We start from the raw sequence: 18,218 nt of genomic DNA, 5'->3' as shown, positions 1-18,218 counted from the left end.
TCTAGTCTCTATTTATTGATTCTAATTTAGAAGCCATCCAGTTTTCAATTTTTCGCTCCAATACTGTCAGTGGCACGCAACCGGATTCTAGAACAATGTTGTGATATTCACGAATGTCAAACTTATCACCCAAAGCATCTTTTGCTTGCTTTCTAAGCTCAAGAATTTTTAGTTGGCCGACTTTGTATGAAAGCGCCTGACCTGGCCCAGCCATGTATCGTTCGATCTCTGAAGTGATACTTGCTTCTGATTCTGCTTCATTTTCGAGTGAATATTGGATTGCTTCTTCTCGTGTCCATCCTTTGGCGTGAAGCCCTGCATCCACCACAAGTCTGATCGCTCTGTGCATTTCTGCACTCAGCATTCCGAAATACTGATAAGGGTCTGTGTATAAGCCTAATTCTTTACCTAACGACTCGCTGTAGAGCGCCCAGCCTTCACCATAGCTACTGTACCAAAGTGATCTTCGGAAGGAAGGCAGCTGCTCATTTTCCTGAGCCAGTGAGATCTGATAATGGTGCCCGGGAATCGCTTCGTGAAGAAATAGGCTTTCATCCGAGTACATATTATAGCGACTTACATTGGGAATAGGTACATAAAAAATACCTGGACGTGTGCCGTCAATCGAGCCGGGGTTGTATTCAGCACTTGCTGAAGCTTCTCTGAATGCTTCTGTTCTTCTTACTTCAAAAGGAGTTTTAGGAGTCAGGTCAAATAGTTCATTAAGGTTCGGCTTCATTCGTTCATGAATTGCATTGAAATTGTGGATAACCTGCTGAGGATTCGTGAAAGGCATGAGGTCAGGGTTCATTCGAACGTGATCGAAGAATTCATTCAATGTGCCTTCAAAGCCAACCTGAGCCATCACTTTTTCCATTTCATCTCTGATACGTGCTACTTCAGACTTACCCAGTTCAAACACTTCATCGGCAGTCATATCTGTGGTTGTATATAGTTTGATACGATGCTGATACCATTCGTCACCTTTTGGTAATGCTCCAATTCCAGACGTCTCTCTGCCAGCTGGCAAATATTCATTTTTAAAGAAATCGTGCAGGCGATTGATTGCTGGTATCACCTTTTTTTCAACCAAAACTGCATAGGTTGCTTTTATGTCTTCCACATCTACCATAGAAATTTCCTCAGGAATGTTTTTTGCCGGCAAGTAGAAATGGTGCGTTTCGGCAGGGCCATCTTTCCATGCAGCCAGCTGGGGAATCACTTTAGCCGAAAGAGATTTTGGTAACACAATGTCTTGCGCAATGCCTTCTTTCATGCGCATAATCGCAGTATCACACCATTCTACAAATACATCAACACGCTTTAGCCAGTTGTCATAATCTTCTTTTGTCTCAAATGGTTGTGCGCTTGATCCTGAAGCAAGCTGACCAATCATTAGCTGAGTCGTCCAAAATTGATCTACAGGCATCAACCCTGCATGATATTGCATTTCTGCAAGTGCGATTTCGCATTCCCATTTCAGGATATCATGGCTTATTTGTTCCTCAGAAGATAGCGAGCTCCGATCAAAGCTTTCGAGCTTCTTCAGATAGCCGGTATAATGTGTTTTTAGCTCATTATTGAAGTTTGCAGTGAGGTCATTACGCAACAAATCATTATACCTGTTATCTCCCTGAAAGGTGGCGTTGATTGGGAACAGCTTGAGGCCGTCTTCAGCATAATTCTCAAGCATTTCAGCAAATGCTTCATTGGCGGTCGGTTGCTCTTCTTGCGGTGTTTGTTGTGTACAAAAAGTTAGTACAGTGGCAAGGAACAATAAGGCTAGATTTTTCATTGATTTTATTTTTTGTAAAAATTAATTACGATCGCAAATCTATGAAAGTATTGATTCGGTAAATGATTTAGGAGTAAGCACCGCATCTTTAGACTTTCTTCTTTACTCATCAATCATTAATTTGTTGGTTTAAGCAACAGCATATTGACTAACCCAGAGCTTTTCGCATTTAATACGATCATAGTTTTTTCCTCCATTTTCGGAGTTTTAGGCTTGAATAGTCTGTTGCTTTTTTTTGTGCTGAGACACAAAGTATTCATCCACTTTTGCATATTGGTTTTTGCTTTAGCGGCTCACATTTCTTTGCCTTTATGGGATGAGGCCTATACCGCACTTGCAAGTAAATTTTCTATTATAACCGCACTTTCTACCACTCTCGGTGCACTTTATTTCACCCAGTCCTTTATTGGGATCACTCGCACAAAATATCCAAAATGGTCATTGGTATTTCGAATACTCATCGTCATTTCTTTGGCAACTGCGTTTGCTCAGCTCTGTAACATCCTTGTAGTTGATAGCGATGAACTCAGCAGTGGCCTTTCATACATTGCGGCGTTAGCAACACTATTGACACTCCTAATCAACTTTGCAGTTTGTTTTTCGCTGTGGAATAGGGAGAAGTTAGCCAGCCTGTATCTGTATACCAATTTACCTATGATTCTGGCTGCAGTGGCATATGTAATCATTTGGTTTTCGCAGCAGGGGGAAGGTGAAGCTATAATGTTTCCATACGTCAGGCTGGTAATTTTCAGTGGTATGGCAGCTCAAATGGTACTTTTTTCCGTCTTTGTAGGCTACAAAATCAAAAACATTGAGAAGGAGAAATTAATCCTTGAACGCAACATAAACCAGAAACTCCAGGCAGAAGTAGACCTTCAAACCAGCTCGCTTAAAGAGACCATGGAAGAAATGGAGGAGCAGCGTAATGAACTACAAAGAACCAATGAGCTAAAAAACAAGCTGTTTTCCTTAGTAGCTCACGACCTGAGGAACCCATTGCAGAATCTTTCCAGTTTGATAGACTTGCTCGAACAAAACTTGTTGGACCCAGAAAAGGTGGCGGAATTCACACATCAAACGAAGGTTGGATTATCCGAAAGCCTGGTGGTTATGGAGCGCCTGCTTCATTGGAGCTATAAGCAGTTGGACGGAATCAATGTTCAGCAAGAAACAATCGATCTTGAAAAAATGGTCAATGATGTAAAGTCAGAACTAAAGTCTTTGGCCAAGAATAAGGACATCACGATCGAGAACGGTATATCCGATTGTGAGATTTCATTTGATCGTGACATGCTTCGAGTTGTGCTGAGGAATCTTCTATCGAACGGAATAAAATTTAGTTATGAAGGAGGTACTATACAGATATCTTCAGCTTCTAACCAAGATGAGGTTCAGGTGAGCATTCAGGATCAGGGAGTAGGCATGAATCCGATTTGGTATGAAGAGTTGGTGAAGACCGGTAAGCCTGCAGTTAGACCCGGGACAAAAGGAGAAAAGGGCAATGGCTTTGGATTGTTGATTACCAAAGATTTTATAGAAATGAATGGAGGAATACTTGTTTGTGAAAGTGAAGAAAATAAAGGCACAAAATTCACATTTAGTGTCCCAATTCAATTGCATTAAATAGCCCAGAAAGTCACAAAGAAGAGGATTGCTCTGTATAGGAAAAGTGCGATAATCACTGTCAATAAACTCAGAATTGTATTTATAACGAGTCTAAAACCTCTGAATCCGTAAAATTGATACTCGACTTTAGCGAAGAAAAAGAGCAGCATGATACAGCTTAGAGTTGAAATAATCACATCAGAAAATAGATTATGTTTTATCCCTATCAGTGAAGCAATCAAAATCAATCCAGCTAAAAGCTGAAGGCAAAAAATTAAAATAAAAGTCATCACTTCTTGCCCAATAGTCATTTGATCAGCCAGTAGGTTTCTCTTGCTACCAATATGAATAGGCCATAGAAAAAAACCAATCAAAGTGGCCATTACGGTTAGTAGAAGCTTAGATAGTTCAGTAGTTTTTGTGTTGTATATTTTCTCGTATTCTTCGAATTTGATGCCTCTTTCTGCCACCTCCTCGACTACCCATTGATTAACAATTTCGCTATAAGGCAATCCGCTCATCTGAATCTGTAAACTAGTCGTGAACGTGTTGATTACAGGAAATAGGAAATAGATTAGGTTAGCCAGAAAAAAAATTGAGACTGGCTTCATGTAATTCTTACGTCGCCCTTCAACAAATTCGCTTGAAAGCTTACCCGGTGAAATCAGAATAGTTTTTAATGTCCTCCAAAGCTTGTTGTCGGCAAAGGTCAGCGCATTGATAAATTCACCAAGGTAATACTTGAACTTTCGATCTTCTTGGCTGATTACCTTCTCTCCACAATTGTTGCAGTAGTTTCCGGAGAATTCGGTATCACATGTCTTACAAATACGTGTATTCAAATCAATCAGGTTGGTCGTTTCAAAACTACTTAATCTTTCAATTCATTAAATTACTCCTATACCAACTTAGAAACCTATGAGCATCAATCGACGACAATGGCTGCACCAAAGTTTACTAGCTTCCGCTTCCGTTTTGTTAGCAGGAGCTCCGGTAGCTCAAGGATGTGCCAGCGAACGGCCAAAAGAATTTCAAGAGAAGGACGGCCTGATTCTGTTGAATTGGAACGAAAACCCGTACGGCCCTTCTGAGTCCGCTATTAAAGCTGTCAATGAGGCCATGAAGTTTGCCAATCGATATCCGGACGAGGTGGCAGCAGAATTGAAAGAGAAGCTAGCCAAGAAGAATAATCTTAGGACCAGAAATTTTCTACTGACTGCCGGATCCACTGAAGTGCTGTCCTTGCTAGGGCAGCATGTGGCACTTCAAAAAGGAGAAATATTGACACCTTTCCCAACCTTTCCTACTGCGCTTCGCTTTGGTGAACGAACAGGTGCCACGATTCGAAAGGTAGACCTGGACGATGATGATCGGATTGATCTGCAAAGTGTTTTGGACGCCATCTCTGAACAAACAAGGATGGTGTTTATCTGCAATCCCAACAATCCAACAGGAACTGAAGTAGCCACCGAAGACTTAAAGAATTTTTGCAGAAAAGTGCCGGAAAATGTGCTGATCTGTGTGGATGAGGCATATGTTGAGTATTCCAATGCAGGACTAAAAGGCAGTATGATTGGATTGGTGGATGAATTGCCGAACCTGATTATCTGCCGGACATTTTCAAAAGCCTATGGCTTGGCAGGCTTGCGAATGGGATATGCTGTTTCTCACAAGAAAAACATCGATGCACTGAGCAGACGACATCTGGGTGCGGAAATCTCCACGGGTTGGCCACCGTTGGTTGCTGCCACCGCCACAATGGATGATCCGGAGTTTCTCAATCAATGTGTTGTCCGAAATGCAGAAGGGAAGAAGATTGTCTATGAAGCCTACGATTCCTGGGGTGTGAAATACAATCCTTCATCTACCAATTTCATTTATGCACGAGATGATCGCTTTGAAAGTAACCTGATCGCCAAAATGAAAGAGCGCGGAATCCTCATAACTAAGTGGCCAACCATGACCAACCACATCCGGGTGAGTATTGGTAAACCTGATCAGATGAGGCAATTTGTGGACACAGCAAAGGACTTTTTGGTTTAGTCTTTGGTCGTGCAGCCTACCTTTTGAGTCTATTGAAGAGAAGAAGTAGAACTTTCATGCTTGCAATCGTGTATTCCATTGAAATTATAAATCAATGGATCTCAAGCACATCATCGCCAGTTCTCTCAACCAATCCTATTCCGCTGAAGAATATCAGACCATCTTAAGCAACTTCGCCGCTGAAGGAAAAACCTCAGGTGAGCAAAAAGAAGATTTAATCTACTACACCAAGCTCAATTCACAACGCTCTAAGCGAATAGGGAAAACATCTGTACTTCGTCCTGACCTGGTTGAGCAAATTCAAACTTTGCCCAAACAGATTTGGCTATTGATAACAGAAACTTGGTGTGGAGATGCGGCCAATAGCGTTCCGATTATTGCAAAGCTGGCAGAGCTAAATCCTTCCATTGATCTACGCATTGTGTTGCGAGATGAGAATCTTGAGCTGATGGACCAGTTTTTAACTAAAGGAGGTAGGTCCATTCCTAAACTCATTGCGTTGGATGAAGAATTGAATGTTCTTTTTGATTGGGGACCGAGACCCAAAGAAGCACAAAGCCTCTATTGGGGATGGCGAGAGCGCGAAGACAGAGAGCCATACAAAGAGTTTCAGGTCACGCTTCAGAAATGGTACAATGAAAATAAGTCTGGTGCAGTTCAAGAGGAGATTGCAGAACTGTTGGTTGCTAAAGTGTCATAGTTATCCAAAAAAGAATAAGCGCAAAAAATACACAGGCGGATCCAATGATCATGCGCTTTTTCTTCGAAGCTTGATTTTCGGCTTGTCTTTTTTGTCTAATAGCCATCAAAATTTCAGGAGTAGCTTTTTTGAAAGTGTAGATTTTTCCTTTGGATTTGGAACCTAATTCCTTCATTCTGGAGTACATGCCTTTACGCGAGAGCTTGGATAAGTTCTCCTCGTTTAGTTTGGCCATATCTCGTGCTATTCCCCAGGTTCCAATAATTATTACACGTGAAAATATGACTCTGGGTTAGCGATCAAAACCTAGCTGCTAGGTTATTTCTGTAAAGCATCTTGATTCAGAACTCCACAATCTCCCGCATCTTCTCAGATATACGCTCCACATTGGGAACCACCGATTCCATCAACGGTACATTGTGAGGAAGTGGAATATCCGGCATAGCGACTCTTTCCACTGGTGCGTCCAGATAGTTGAATCCTTCGGAAGCAAGCACCGCTGCTATCTCTGCTCCAAACCCGGCTGTTAGCGCATCTTCATGCACAATCAGGCATCTGTTTGTTTTCTTGATGGAGTTGAGCACCGCTTCTTTGTCCCAAGGCATGATGGTTCGTAAGTCGATCACATCAGCAGAGATTCCGGTTTCATCTACGGCTCCTTCGCAAGCTTCACACATAGCACCCCAGGTCACAATTGTGATATCCGTTCCTTCTTTCAAAAGTGCTGCTTTGCCAAATGGCACTACAAACTCATCTCCAGGATATGGCCTTCGCGCGTATCTGTTATCGTTGAGGTTTCGGTGTTCGAAGAACATGGTCGGGTTGTCCGAGCGCATAGCCGTTCGAATCAGACCTACAGCATCCTGTGCGTTACTTGGGAAGGCTACCTGCCAGCCAATGGCATGGGCAAACATTACCTCGTTAGTTACCGAGTGCCAAGGGTCACCTACTTTGGCAAAACCTCCAGGCATTCGCACCACGATTGGCGCTGCAAAACGGTTGGCTGTTCTCCAACGCGTGGTTCCACAGTTGTTGAGCTGCTCCATTGCCGGATCGGCATATTTTCTAAACTGGATTTCTGCCACCGGCATCAATCCACCGTAGGCCATTCCTACCGCACGACCAATGATTCCTTCTTCGGAAAGAGAGGTGTCAAATACTCGGTCTTCTCCATATTTGGACTGCAAACCCATGGTTACGGCATGCACGCCACCTTTCATTCCTACGTCTTCTCCAAAGACCAACACTTTAGGGTTGGTTTTCAATTCGTAATCCAGAGCAAGGTTGATTGCTTCTCCAATATTGATTCGTCGCTTGTCAGGATTAGGCTCTTCGGTGCTGGTAGGGAATGTTGGATTTGCTGGACGCAATCCTCCAATTTTTTGAACCTCATCTGACTCGGAGAAAACAAATTTTTTGACTTTACTGGCATCCGGAGCAGGTCGGTTAAGTGCCGCTTCAGCTGCTTGATCCACAATCGATTGAGCCTCTTTTTGTAGTGCTTTCCACTCTTTAGCAGAAAACATCTTTTCCACGGCTTTCAAAGGATCGTTGGCTTGTTCCTTCTTTAAAAGCTTCTCGTCTTTGTATGCCTGATTATCCTGATACGAATGGCCATTTAGTCTGGGCACTGTCAGTCTTACCAATGCAGGTCCTTTTCTGGATCGAACGTGATCAGCGCCTGCTTTCAACAGCTTGTAGGCTTCCTCAGGATTGGTGCCGCTACCGTCCCAGATATCCAGATTTTTGAAAGAAGCGAGGTTGTCGGCAATGTTTTTTCCCGGTGTTTGGAATTCGCTAGTAACGGAGATACCATAACCATTATCCTCAATGTAGAATAGTACCGGTAGTTTTTGAGTTGTAGCGATTGTTAAAGCAGACCAAAATCCATTTGTAGCTACCGATCCATCTCCTCCGAGAATAACTGACATGGAATCTTTGTAGGTCTTATCTTTTAAGGTTTTTGCATGGTATTCGATGCTTTGGGCCCAACCAATTGCCGGTGTATATTGAGCGCCAACATCGCCCGCCATGGGGAGTACCACGCATCCGCGATCGGAGCTCGGCATGTTACAAACTACTCCAATGTCTCTTCCGTCGCTGTAACCTCCTGAACGCGTCAGAGGTGCAGAAAGCGCATCTTCTACGGAAAGGCCCAATCCGATCATGAGCGGACGAGAGCGATAGTACGCGCTGGCAGAATCTTTTGGTTTGTCTAGCAGATGGGCAAGAATCAGCTGTCCAAGTTCATGACCTCTAGCTGAGAATTGGTAGAGTACTTTCTTTTCAGGAACCAGCTTGTTTTCCTCTAGATCGTCCATTGCTCTGGAGACGAGCATCTTCAAGGCAATCTCTTTCCAGTCTATCGCGGAATCTTTCTTTTTCTTAGGTGCTGTTGCTGTTTTTGACATATTCTTTTATTGGGTGCGCTAAGTTACAAAACGGATTAAAAGTCATTCTGCATTTATTTCAGAATCTGAGTGTGATTAGGAATTAGATTTTAAAAACAAGTATGAGATGACTTCTGTTTTAATGTTTGTTTGAATAGTAGACATTAAAATAATTATTAATTAATGTTTAATGTTGTTGCCGACATCAAAATAAAGACGTATTTTCGAATAAACATTAAAAAATAATATAATTGATGTTTGATATAAAGTAGACATTAAATCATGCAGAAACCTTTATTTAATATAAATCCAGACAGAAATGCACCTTGGAATGACCTTCCTGATTTGCCAATTCACCCCGATTTGCATCGCACGGTAGACATTATGGAGCAGCTGGGTAATGCAAAATCTGCGTTAGGAAGATTGCATGGACGATCGGTGGCTATTCCAAATCAGGGAATATTGATCAATACCATCAGTTTGCAGGAAGCGAAAGCCTCCAGCGAGATCGAGAATATTTTCACAACCGACGATGAACTCTACCAGGCATATAGTGAGGAGGGAGAAGATGCGAATATCAAAGGTGCGCCTAAGGAAGTACTGCGCTATAGGGAAGCGCTGTGGGCAGGTCATGATCACCTGATGAAGCATCAGATGTTTGACATGGACTATTTCATTAAGATTTACCGAATGGTGAAGCAGGCTAATGATGGTTTACGTCCTCCAAGTGCACGAATTTACATTAAGCAAGGAGGCACCGGGCCAAATGCCGGAACCGCAATTTATACACCACCGAGAGGAAAAGATATTCTAGAGCAAAAGCTCAAAAACTTATTGGATTTTGTGAATGATGATGAGAAGTTTCCAATAGACCCATTGATTAAAATGGCGATTGCTCATTACCAATTTGAAGTGATCCACCCGTTTAGAGATGGTAATGGACGAGCTGGGCGAATTTTCAACATTAACATTCTGACGCAAAAAGGGCTGCTTGATTTACCTATACTCTTTTTGAGTAAATACATCATCGACAATAAGAATGACTATTATTCTCATTTGGCGAGCGTCACGCAGCGAGCGATGTGGGAGCGATGGATTCTTTTTATGCTCAAGGCAGTGGAGGTTACGGCCAACCTGACCTTCAACAAAATCAACGATATCCTATCTGCTAAAGAGGGCATTATGGAGGAAATAGAGGCAGAGACGAAGATCAGAAAGCCGGAATTGTTGGTCCAGATGATTTTTACTCAACCGTTGACTAAAGTGAGCCATCTGACGGATGCAAAGATGTATGCTGAGAATACGGCTAGAAATTATTTGAATGAGCTGGTAGATTTGGGCATTTTAGAAAAAAGAACCATCTCCGGCCATCATTACTACTTGAATTTGGAACTTTACCGCATTCTATCCGAATAATACGCCATGCGAAAAATTGTTTTTGTCATCATTTTATTAGCCTCTTCATCACTATCAGCCCAAGTGGATGAAAAAGTGTTGGCTGATACAATTGCTTTTGTTGCTTCTTCCATTAGTCAGCTGCAACATGAGGATTTAAAGTTTAAATGCTATAGACTTAACTATGATGATTGCAACCTTGAATGCGAAGAGTCAGACACTGAAAAAGGTGGCAGTTGGATGATTAGTTCCTTTTTCTTACCGGACATAGATGAGGATAAAATGAAGCTGATTCAGCAAGAAAATGGTGATTGGACTTTGATTCTTGTTTCAGGAAGTATGAAGATCAAATATGACAAAGAAGATGGATCAGGATTGAAAACAAATCTGGTTCTCTATAGCAAAGAAAAAGAGCCTCTCCTTGCGATAGGAAAGGCGCTTTACTTTGCAATTAAAAGTTGTAAAGGACTCGATCGGTTTAAGAAATAATTACAGTTTCTCCATGATGAAATCAGTCATCATTTGATATAAATGTCCTCTTCTTCCACCTAAGCCATGAGTTTTGTCTGGGTAGTAGAATGAATCAAATTGCTTTCCTGCATTCAGCAATTCTTCTTGAAGCGCCACCGAGTTTTGAAAGTGTACATTGTCATCGCCTGTTCCATGTACCAGGAGGAAATTTCCCTTCAATTTATCTGCGTGGGTATTCGGGCTGTTGTCATCATACCCACTTGGGTTGTCTTGTGGACGTTGCAAGTATCTCTCCGTGTAAATCGTATCATAATATCTCCAGGTGGTAACCGGTGCAATAGCAATTGCGGTCTTGAACACATCATTCCCTTTGAGTATACAAAGTGAAGACATATATCCTCCATAGCTCCAGCCCCAAATTCCCATGCGATCCTTGTCGATGTAAGAATAACCTCCCAGGGTTTTGGCTGCTGAAATCAGATCCTCTGTTTCATATTTACCTAATTGCTTATAGGTAGTTTTTTTGAAGGCTTCTCCTCGGTATCCCGTTCCGCGTGTATCAATTACTGCTACGATATATCCATTCTGAGCTAGATACTGATGCCAAACGAAATGACCTCCACCCCAGCTATTGGAGACGTTTTGCGAACCCGGACCACTGTACTGGAAGATGAGCAATGGGTATTCTTTGCTCTCATCGAAATCTCCAGGCTTCAGAAAGAAACCATTTAGCTGATCTCCACTGTTGTTGGCAATCTGGAAGAATTCCTTTTCTGCAAAGTCATAGTCTTTTGTTTTCTTAGATAGCTCGGCATTGTCTTCCATCACTTTTACCAGCTTGTTCCCCTTTGTTTCATATAGCGCAACGGTCATTGGCTTTGTGGCAGAAGAATAATAATCCATGTAGTAGCTGCCATCATCACTCATGTTAAGCCTATGTCGTCCACTTTCATTGGTGAGCTTCTTCTTGCCTTTCCCGGAGAATGAGATTGAATATAGGTGAACCTCCAGCGGTGAATCTTCGGTGCTGGCATAGTACAGTACTTTCTTACTTTGATCAAGCCCTACCAATGTTCTGGCTTCATAATCACCCTTGGTGATTTGATTAACAAGGCTTCCGTCCATATTGTATAGATAGAAGTGCTTATAACCATCTTTCTCACTGCTGTAGATGAACTGTTTGCCATTATCCAGATAGGTTAAGTCATCACAAAATGTGAAGTGAATGTAGGTGTCACTTTTGTCCGATAGAACCACTTTAGAGTTACCGTTCCTCACATTCACATGTAAAATATCCATCTGGTTTTGAAGTCGATTGAGTCTTTGAACGGCGAGTAATTCAGTATCCTTTGTCCAGTAGATGTGGGGGATGTACATATCGGTTTCCGAACCTATATCCGCTTTCACCTTGCTTTTGGAAGCGAGTTCATACGAGTAAATCTCAACGATGGAATTTTGCTCGCCTGCTTTTGGATACTTGTATCTGTAGTCCTCCGGATAGTTGGCGCCATCTTTCCATAGCTGGAGGTTGTACTCGCGCACACCAGACTCATCCATCCGATAATAAGCCAATCGTTTACTGTCCGGAGACCAGGCAAAAGCCTGAGTTAGGTAAAGTTCTTCTTCATATACCCAATCTGTGCTGCCATTGATGATGTAGTTGAATTTTCCATCATCGGTAACAGCTATTTCACTATCCGATGCTAAGTCAACGTAGAAAAGATTGTTATCTCTGGTGAAGGCTACCTTGGAGTTGTCAGGTGAAAGTGTGGCGTAAGATTGTCGCCCATCCGAAAGCTTCCGGACATCTTTTGAATTTCTATCAAATAGGTAGAAGACCGCAGTGTATGACCTGCGATAGATCGATTGGCGATCGGTCATGATCAGCACCAAAGACTCGTCATCACTAAAGCTGTATGAAGAAATTTTAAGATCCAATGCATTACCATCAGCAATGGTTTCCACTTCTTCACCTGTAATTACACTGTATTTAATGATTTTGTTATCCGATAAAGCACTGTAGAATTGGCCGTCATTCATCCAGTTTAGACTTCTGACAGACTTTGATCTGAAGGTGCCATCTGTTGCTTGTTCTACGGCTATTCTGTTTTGCGCCAAGCCAGCCAATGTGCCGGCAGCTATCAGTATAAAGGTTAATAGTCTTGTTTTCATATCAATGGTTGATTAATCAGTTCCAAAATATTTCTAAAGCTAGCAATTCTAATTTCCTCCAATAGAATCGGTAGGATTTGTAGTTTCAGATGAGTTAGCCTTTCTATAAAGTTCTCGTATTTCCTCTTCGGTAAAGTCAGGAAAGTACGTTTTGACTAAAAAAACGGCTTCTTGTTCATTTTTTGCCAAGCCCATATTTCGTATAATCAATTCTCGTTCTACGGCTCTACTCTTTTGGATGCCAAGTCTTTCGTTGATTAATGGCAATGCTCCTTCGGAAGCTGTTGCTATACGTGATGCGATTTCGCCTCGATCGGTTATCAAAGTGACAAATCGGTCAAAATTGTCATAATTTTCTGTCCACGTCAGTTTATATTCTACTGTCTCCTTGCTGATGTTGCTTGGTATTGTTTTGTATCGTCTGGATGTTTCTGTCAATAACCGCTCGACATGTTCGATTTTCTTGATTTCTACAAAAAGCGACTGAAGTACGTTGTAGAGCTCAAAGTCTATTATTTCCGAGTTTTGAAGATTGAGGGCATATTCAATCGTCTGATAGTCATATTGAGGCTCGATGAAGCGGTAATCTGAAAAATTCCCATAAGAGCCTTGTTGTAGCACATTATTAAGTTGTTTGGAATAGCCAACCATGCCTCCGGAAATTTGTGTCATTTGAAATCTAAAGGCTTCAATCTCATATTTTAAAGCACTAACAACTCGGTCTCGCTCCTTTAGATTTTTTTCATTTTCAGCGTAATTCTGAATAAGAAAGGCACAGTACACCCCGATGATTACGATCAAGAGATCTACAAAAACCCATGTGAGTTTGTTTTCAGAGTTAAAAAGCTTGCGAAGGAACATGTATTAGGTTTTGGTAAAAACCTAAATTTAGCAAATGAAGCAATTAATGCTAATTCATGACGCAATAGGTGGAGCAGATCAATTATTTCCACTTAAGGAACTTTTGAAAAATGAGTTTGAAATTCATCTGTTGGAATTTGATGGACATGGGAGTAAAGCCTCAATTAATGATCCGTTCTCTCTTGAAAGCTTTGATAGACAGCTCGGCGACATGCTTGATTCAATAGGCCAGTATACACATGTTTTCGGATATAGTATGGGAGGATTTGTCGCATTATGGAGCGCTGCGAATGGGAACAACAAAATAGCTTCCATTACGACACTCGGGACTAAGATGGCATGGAGTGAAGCAATTGCTGAGAAGGAAATCAAGCACCTAAACCCTGATGCTATCATTATAAAGGTTCCAAAATTTGCTGAAGTATTGAGGAAGAGACATGGTGAGAAATGGCAGAATGTTTTGATCAGAACAGCAGATTTCATGACTCGATTAGGAAAACTACAGCCAATACAAGAATCTTTAATTTCCAGGATTAGTATCCCGGTTCAGCTATGTCTTGCAGACAATGATGTGATGGTTTCTCTTGAGGAAACGCAACAGGTTCATCAGTGGATTTCTGGAAGCAGTTTTGAAATGATTTCCAACAGCAAACATCCCATAGAGCAAGTAGATCTGACGGTACTCGCAGATACCATCAGATCGTTTATGAACCGTATGGATTGATTATTTATTCTTGAACTTTTGAATGAAGTTTCTGGTAAAATCCGAAAGAACCAATTTGCCACTGGTCTCGGCTCTTTCAGCAAGCAGCTCATCCCAATGCTCTGTTCCTTTCCAGAATACTTTTTTCAATTCTGTCATTGCTTCCGGGTTGTAAGCGGCCAATTTTTTTGCCAATTCATTCACAGCTTTATCCAATGAAGCTACGTCATCATAAAGTTTACCAAAGAGTCCTTTCTGATGTGCCCACTTCGGATCGTAAAATTCATCTGGGTTGATTCCCATTTGGGACATGGCAGAAAGCCCCATTTTTCTTTCTATGGCAGGACCTACGACAAACGGACCTATGCCTAATGCAAGCTCGCTCAACTTAATAGCCGAGTGCTTGGAAGCAAAGCAATAATCAACAGAAGCTGCCAAACCGATCCCACCGCCCACCGCTTTGCCTTGTAAGCGTCCGATGATAAATTTTGGTGCCTTTCGCATGGCATTGATAACGTTGGCAAATCCCATGAAGAACTCTTTTCCACGCTCAGGACTATCTATCGCAATGAGTTCGTCAAAGCTTGCTCCTGCGCAGAATGTACGATCTCCGCCGCTTTTCAGCACAATGACTTTTATGTCAGGATTGTTTCCAGCTTCGATGATTGTTTCTGCAAGTTTTTTAAGGATTTCACCGGGTAGCGAATTGCTCTGTTCGGTAAAAAATTCAACGGTTCCGATTCCGTCTTTTATGTCTAGTTTAACGTAATTCATGATGCAAAAATAAGCGCTACTTAGTTCATTGGGTGCCGTGTAAAAAAAGAAAGCCCTCCAATTAATGGAGAGCTTTTCCCAACCAGCTACCCCTTCGGGAATTCCGAAGAGTATTGAGTCCCTTAAGTTGATTAATCTTTTAGTTGTGGTTAGCGAGGTTTCCCCCACGTTGAAAGTCAATAGTTTGGCCCTCCATGCACGCGAAATGATAAATCCCGTCTTTTCTTTGAACCTGTGCACCAAACTGCTTAGTGTATCCAAGGCATGGGTCGCCTCCCATGTAAGAACTTGTGATGGTCACTACACCATTGTTTTGGTTTATCAGGTCTTGAAGAATGGACCTTACGTCCATTGCTCGTCCGTTATTCTCGTTTCCGTCTTTTAAAGCACCATATACGGCAAAATCAACTTTAATTCGAGACATGTTACTTCAATTTGGTGGCTCCTACTCTTAAGGCTTTTCGGAATGCTCCACACGATTACAAACTGTTTGTTGTAAATCGGTAATGTAAAATTGAAGGATGTGTTCAAGTCATACCAGAGGGTAATTGACCCTTTTTATGAACAGGTATAATTACCTGTTTTTTGATTATGTCATAGAGAGAATTACTTGAATTGCAGTCCTAACTCCTTTAATAGGCTGAAGAATGATTAGAATTGTCAAAAAAACTATTACTATGAAAAACCTACTAAGTGCTATTTTATTATTAGGAATGATTTCATGCCAGCAATCAGCTACCGAAGAAACGGCAGAAGAGCCAACATTTGAGATCATTGACACTTCATCTTCAATGTTTGCAGTTGCATTGGATACGGCAGTAGCCAATGTCGATTATTATGACAAAGTGGTGACCGAGGTATTGGGAATTGATCCTATTCGAGCATTTACCATTAGATCTGTTGATTTAGCAGAATCTATTGGTCTCGATACCAAGTATTTGAAAAAGGCAGAGTATCGACACATCAGAATTTATATGGGTCTGGATAGTGCCTCAAGTCAATTCAAAATTTACCTGACACCAGTAAAAGGAGCTAAGCTGAGCGCGGGCATCCCTGGAACAGACGTTATTCTTACTGGACCATACAAAGGAGATAAGAGTGATGTGGCCGATGGATTCGGAGATGGAGATGGTCCATTTGTGCTTGACTTTTCAAAGCCATGCCCAAATGCTTGTGACGATGGAAGTCCGCTAAACGAATAGTTAGATGTTTGAAGCAATTGCCAAAGCGGTAATAGATTACTCTGATATAGCTGCCTACATTGTAGGAGTATATACCATCGTGATCTACAAAAAACTTCCCAAGGAAATAAAATATTTTTCATGGTTCATTTTTGTTTCGTTCACCGTTCAGGTGGTTGCTTCAATTTTATTTCACAATAAGGAAAATAATCTGCCAGTTCTTCATGTTTACACCGTTGTTGGCTTTGTGTGTTTGATGGTGTTCTACAATAAAGTATTTGATGGCCTAATTAGACCGAAAATTCTTTGGGTGGTAGCCGGGTTATTTGTGACTTTTTCGATTATTAACTCGATCTTTATTCAGAACATTAACACATTCAACTCCTATGCATTGAGTGTAGAGGCAGTAATCATAATTATTCTTTCACTCACTACATTCGTTTTTCTAATGAATGACATTGTTAAAGAGCGGCGTGTAGCAATCGTCAAAAGCATAAGCTGGATCAATGCTGGGCTTTTTATCTATTACTCATCGAGCTTGCTAGTTTTCTATTTCGGAAATATGATCATTTCTTTTTCGCAAACGCCATTGGTAAGATATACTTGGTTTATCTACGCTTTATTTTCGATAATTATGTATATCTGCTTTTTTGTTGGACTATGGAAGCGACCCAAGACGTTAATTTCTTAAGTATTCTCCTACCACTCTTGTTAGTGGTGTTTGTGATAGCGATTGGAGTTTTTCTGCTTAATCAGCACTTTCAAAAAAACCTCATTAGACAGCAGCTGGAACGGGAAGAGCTTAGGAATAAGCATCAGAAAGAATTACTGCAGTCAAATATTGAGGTGCAAGAAGCCGAACGGAAGCGTATCGCTAAGGACTTGCACGACGAATTAGGCGCGACACTCTCAATAGCCAAAATGCATCTTATGCGATTGGAGCAAATGCATCCCACACTGGAATCCAAAGGACTGTCCATCAGTAATGTGCGCAACATCATTGAAACATCGATTGCGTCTGTCAGACAAATTAGCCATCATCTTATGCCAAATCAATTGGAAACGTTTGGATTGATACGTTCACTTGAAGGTATGGTAGACCAAATCAATGATTCGAAGCAGATAGAAATCGATTTTGCAATACCACAAAATCCTAGCAAACTTTCGTGGGAAAAAGAACTTGGATTGTATCGGATATTGATGGAGTTGATTCAAAATACGCTGAAGCATTCGCAAGCAAAGAATGTTGAAATCTCATATCAGGAGGAAAATGGTTATGTTAAATTGGATTATAAGGATGATGGTGTTGGGTTACCAGAAAAAATGGTTCATGGCCTTGGTTTAAAAAGTATGGAAGCACGAATAAAGGCAGTAGGAGGTGAATTAGAATTTATGCGTGGAGTTGGATTCGCTTCGCGGTTGACTGTGCCAATAAAAGATAATTGAGATGGCTAACATTATAAATATTGGATTGGTGGAAGATCAGTTTTTATTCCGAGAAGGGATGAAGGCGATACTTTCATCTTATGAAGAATTTGAAGTAGTAATGGAATCTGAAGACGGTTTTTCTGTGATAGAAAAGTTGGGAAATTGTGAAGTTATGCCCGATGTACTTTTAGTTGACTTGTCGCTACCTAAGGATGGAGACAATGATTTCGATGGTATTGCAGTAACTGATGCTGTTGTTGAAAGTTATCCCGAGATAAAAATTTTAATACTTTCCGTACACGACGATGATGCATTCATTGCAGAACTCATCGAGCGAGGTGCTCATGGCTACCTAATCAAAGATTCGGATCCGAACGAAGTAACAGAAGCGATCAGGTCCGTTTATCATAAAGGCTCCTATATCAATCAGAAAACCTTGCTGGCGATTCAGAAAAAGATGAATCAAAAGCATAAAACCAGTACAAAAAAGAGTCAGGATGAGGCTTTGACGAAGAGGGAAATAGATGTGCTCCGTTTAGTCTGTCAGCAAAAAACCACTGGCGAAATCGCCGAAGAACTTTTCATCAGTTCAAAGACGGTGGATGGACATAGAAACAACCTGCTACAAAAAACGCATTCGAGAAATGTAGCAGGATTGGTACTTTATGCTATGAAGAAAGGCTTGATTGAGTCTACTTAG

At 41.3% G+C, this 18,218-nt stretch carries 18 protein-coding genes; 10 read left to right on the top strand and 8 right to left on the bottom strand.

What is annotated here, in order from left to right; all coding sequences use genetic code 11:
• Window position 1: 1 nt before the first annotated feature.
• A complete protein-coding gene (locus ACL8WY_RS06855) occupies window positions 2–1,795 on the bottom strand; it encodes a DUF885 domain-containing protein (RefSeq protein WP_436517685.1) in 1,794 nt (597 codons plus the stop codon).
• A 144-nt stretch (window positions 1,796–1,939) separates the two neighbouring features.
• Between ACL8WY_RS06855 and ACL8WY_RS06850 the strand changes: the two genes are divergently transcribed.
• Window positions 1,940–3,418 (top strand): ATP-binding protein, encoded by a 1,479-nt coding sequence (locus ACL8WY_RS06850; protein WP_436517684.1) that lies wholly within the window; start codon window positions 1,940–1,942, stop codon window positions 3,416–3,418.
• Here the strand turns inward: ACL8WY_RS06850 and ACL8WY_RS06845 are convergent.
• Window positions 3,415–4,242, bottom strand: coding sequence for a DUF3667 domain-containing protein (locus ACL8WY_RS06845; RefSeq protein WP_436517683.1), 828 nt, complete (start codon window positions 4,240–4,242; stop codon window positions 3,415–3,417). The two genes, ACL8WY_RS06850 and ACL8WY_RS06845, sit on opposite strands and share 4 nt — an antisense overlap.
• Window positions 4,243–4,318: 76 nt before the next feature.
• Here ACL8WY_RS06845 and ACL8WY_RS06840 point away from each other — a divergent pair, with 76 nt between their 5' ends.
• Window positions 4,319–5,443, top strand: a complete 1,125-nt coding sequence (locus ACL8WY_RS06840; RefSeq protein ID WP_436517682.1) for a pyridoxal phosphate-dependent aminotransferase — start codon at window positions 4,319–4,321, stop codon at window positions 5,441–5,443.
• Window positions 5,444–5,537: 94 nt separating this feature from the next.
• Window positions 5,538–6,143, top strand: coding sequence for a thioredoxin family protein (locus ACL8WY_RS06835; protein WP_436517681.1), 606 nt, complete (start codon window positions 5,538–5,540; stop codon window positions 6,141–6,143).
• On the opposite strand, the gene ACL8WY_RS06830 is transcribed toward ACL8WY_RS06835, so the two are convergent.
• Both ACL8WY_RS06830 and ACL8WY_RS06825 read right to left on the bottom strand, forming a co-directional pair.
• The gene (locus ACL8WY_RS06830) at window positions 6,130–6,378 is read right to left on the bottom strand and encodes a hypothetical protein (RefSeq protein WP_436517680.1); all 249 of its coding nucleotides are present in this window, start codon (window positions 6,376–6,378) and stop codon (window positions 6,130–6,132) included. The genes ACL8WY_RS06835 and ACL8WY_RS06830 overlap by 14 nt on opposite strands.
• Window positions 6,379–6,484: 106 nt before the next feature.
• Window positions 6,485–8,554 (bottom strand): alpha-ketoacid dehydrogenase subunit alpha/beta, encoded by a 2,070-nt coding sequence (locus tag ACL8WY_RS06825; RefSeq protein ID WP_436517679.1) that lies wholly within the window; start codon window positions 8,552–8,554, stop codon window positions 6,485–6,487.
• A gap of 261 nt (window positions 8,555–8,815) precedes the next feature.
• Here ACL8WY_RS06825 and ACL8WY_RS06820 point away from each other — a divergent pair, with 261 nt between their 5' ends.
• Window positions 8,816–9,949 (top strand): Fic family protein, encoded by a 1,134-nt coding sequence (locus tag ACL8WY_RS06820; RefSeq protein WP_436517678.1) that lies wholly within the window; start codon window positions 8,816–8,818, stop codon window positions 9,947–9,949.
• Between the two features lie 6 nt (window positions 9,950–9,955).
• Window positions 9,956–10,417: a hypothetical protein gene (locus ACL8WY_RS06815; RefSeq protein ID WP_436517677.1), complete on the top strand. Its 462-nt coding sequence runs from the start codon at window positions 9,956–9,958 to the stop codon at window positions 10,415–10,417.
• Here ACL8WY_RS06815 and ACL8WY_RS06810 read toward each other — a convergent pair whose 3' ends face one another.
• Together ACL8WY_RS06810 and ACL8WY_RS06805 are read right to left on the bottom strand one after the other, a co-directional pair.
• Window positions 10,418–12,571, bottom strand: coding sequence for a S9 family peptidase (locus ACL8WY_RS06810; RefSeq protein ID WP_436517676.1), 2,154 nt, complete (start codon window positions 12,569–12,571; stop codon window positions 10,418–10,420).
• Between the two features lie 48 nt (window positions 12,572–12,619).
• Complete coding sequence (locus tag ACL8WY_RS06805; RefSeq protein ID WP_436517675.1) at window positions 12,620–13,432, bottom strand: hypothetical protein; 813 nt, start codon at window positions 13,430–13,432, stop codon at window positions 12,620–12,622.
• Window positions 13,433–13,466: 34 nt separating this feature from the next.
• Here ACL8WY_RS06805 and ACL8WY_RS06800 point away from each other — a divergent pair, with 34 nt between their 5' ends.
• Complete coding sequence (locus ACL8WY_RS06800; RefSeq protein WP_436517674.1) at window positions 13,467–14,156, top strand: alpha/beta fold hydrolase; 690 nt, start codon at window positions 13,467–13,469, stop codon at window positions 14,154–14,156.
• Here the strand turns inward: ACL8WY_RS06800 and ACL8WY_RS06795 are convergent, their stop codons facing one another.
• Together ACL8WY_RS06795 and ACL8WY_RS06790 are read right to left on the bottom strand one after the other, a co-directional pair.
• A complete protein-coding gene (locus ACL8WY_RS06795) occupies window positions 14,157–14,909 on the bottom strand; it encodes an enoyl-CoA hydratase/isomerase family protein (protein ID WP_436517673.1) in 753 nt (250 codons plus the stop codon).
• A 139-nt stretch (window positions 14,910–15,048) separates the two neighbouring features.
• Complete coding sequence (locus ACL8WY_RS06790) at window positions 15,049–15,333, bottom strand: hypothetical protein (RefSeq protein ID WP_436517672.1); 285 nt, start codon at window positions 15,331–15,333, stop codon at window positions 15,049–15,051.
• Between the two features lie 253 nt (window positions 15,334–15,586).
• Here ACL8WY_RS06790 and ACL8WY_RS06785 point away from each other — a divergent pair, with 253 nt between their 5' ends.
• The 4 genes from ACL8WY_RS06785 to ACL8WY_RS06770 are packed head-to-tail and all read left to right on the top strand — an operon-like array spanning window position 15,587 to window position 18,218.
• Window positions 15,587–16,111, top strand: a complete 525-nt coding sequence (locus ACL8WY_RS06785) for a hypothetical protein (protein WP_436517671.1) — start codon at window positions 15,587–15,589, stop codon at window positions 16,109–16,111.
• Between the two features lie 4 nt (window positions 16,112–16,115).
• Window positions 16,116–16,781 (top strand): hypothetical protein, encoded by a 666-nt coding sequence (locus ACL8WY_RS06780; protein ID WP_436517670.1) that lies wholly within the window; start codon window positions 16,116–16,118, stop codon window positions 16,779–16,781.
• Entirely contained in the window at window positions 16,751–17,536 is a 786-nt protein-coding gene (locus ACL8WY_RS06775; protein ID WP_436517669.1) for a sensor histidine kinase, read from the top strand. The genes ACL8WY_RS06780 and ACL8WY_RS06775 overlap by 31 nt, the downstream gene beginning before the upstream one ends.
• A 1-nt stretch (window position 17,537) precedes the next feature.
• Complete coding sequence (locus ACL8WY_RS06770) at window positions 17,538–18,218, top strand: response regulator (RefSeq protein ID WP_436517668.1); 681 nt, start codon at window positions 17,538–17,540, stop codon at window positions 18,216–18,218.

Source organism: Ekhidna algicida, from assembly GCF_051379705.1.
In the GTDB taxonomy this organism is placed as follows: domain Bacteria; phylum Bacteroidota; class Bacteroidia; order Cytophagales; family Cyclobacteriaceae; genus Ekhidna.
This window is presented reverse-complemented; position numbering and strand designations above follow the sequence as displayed.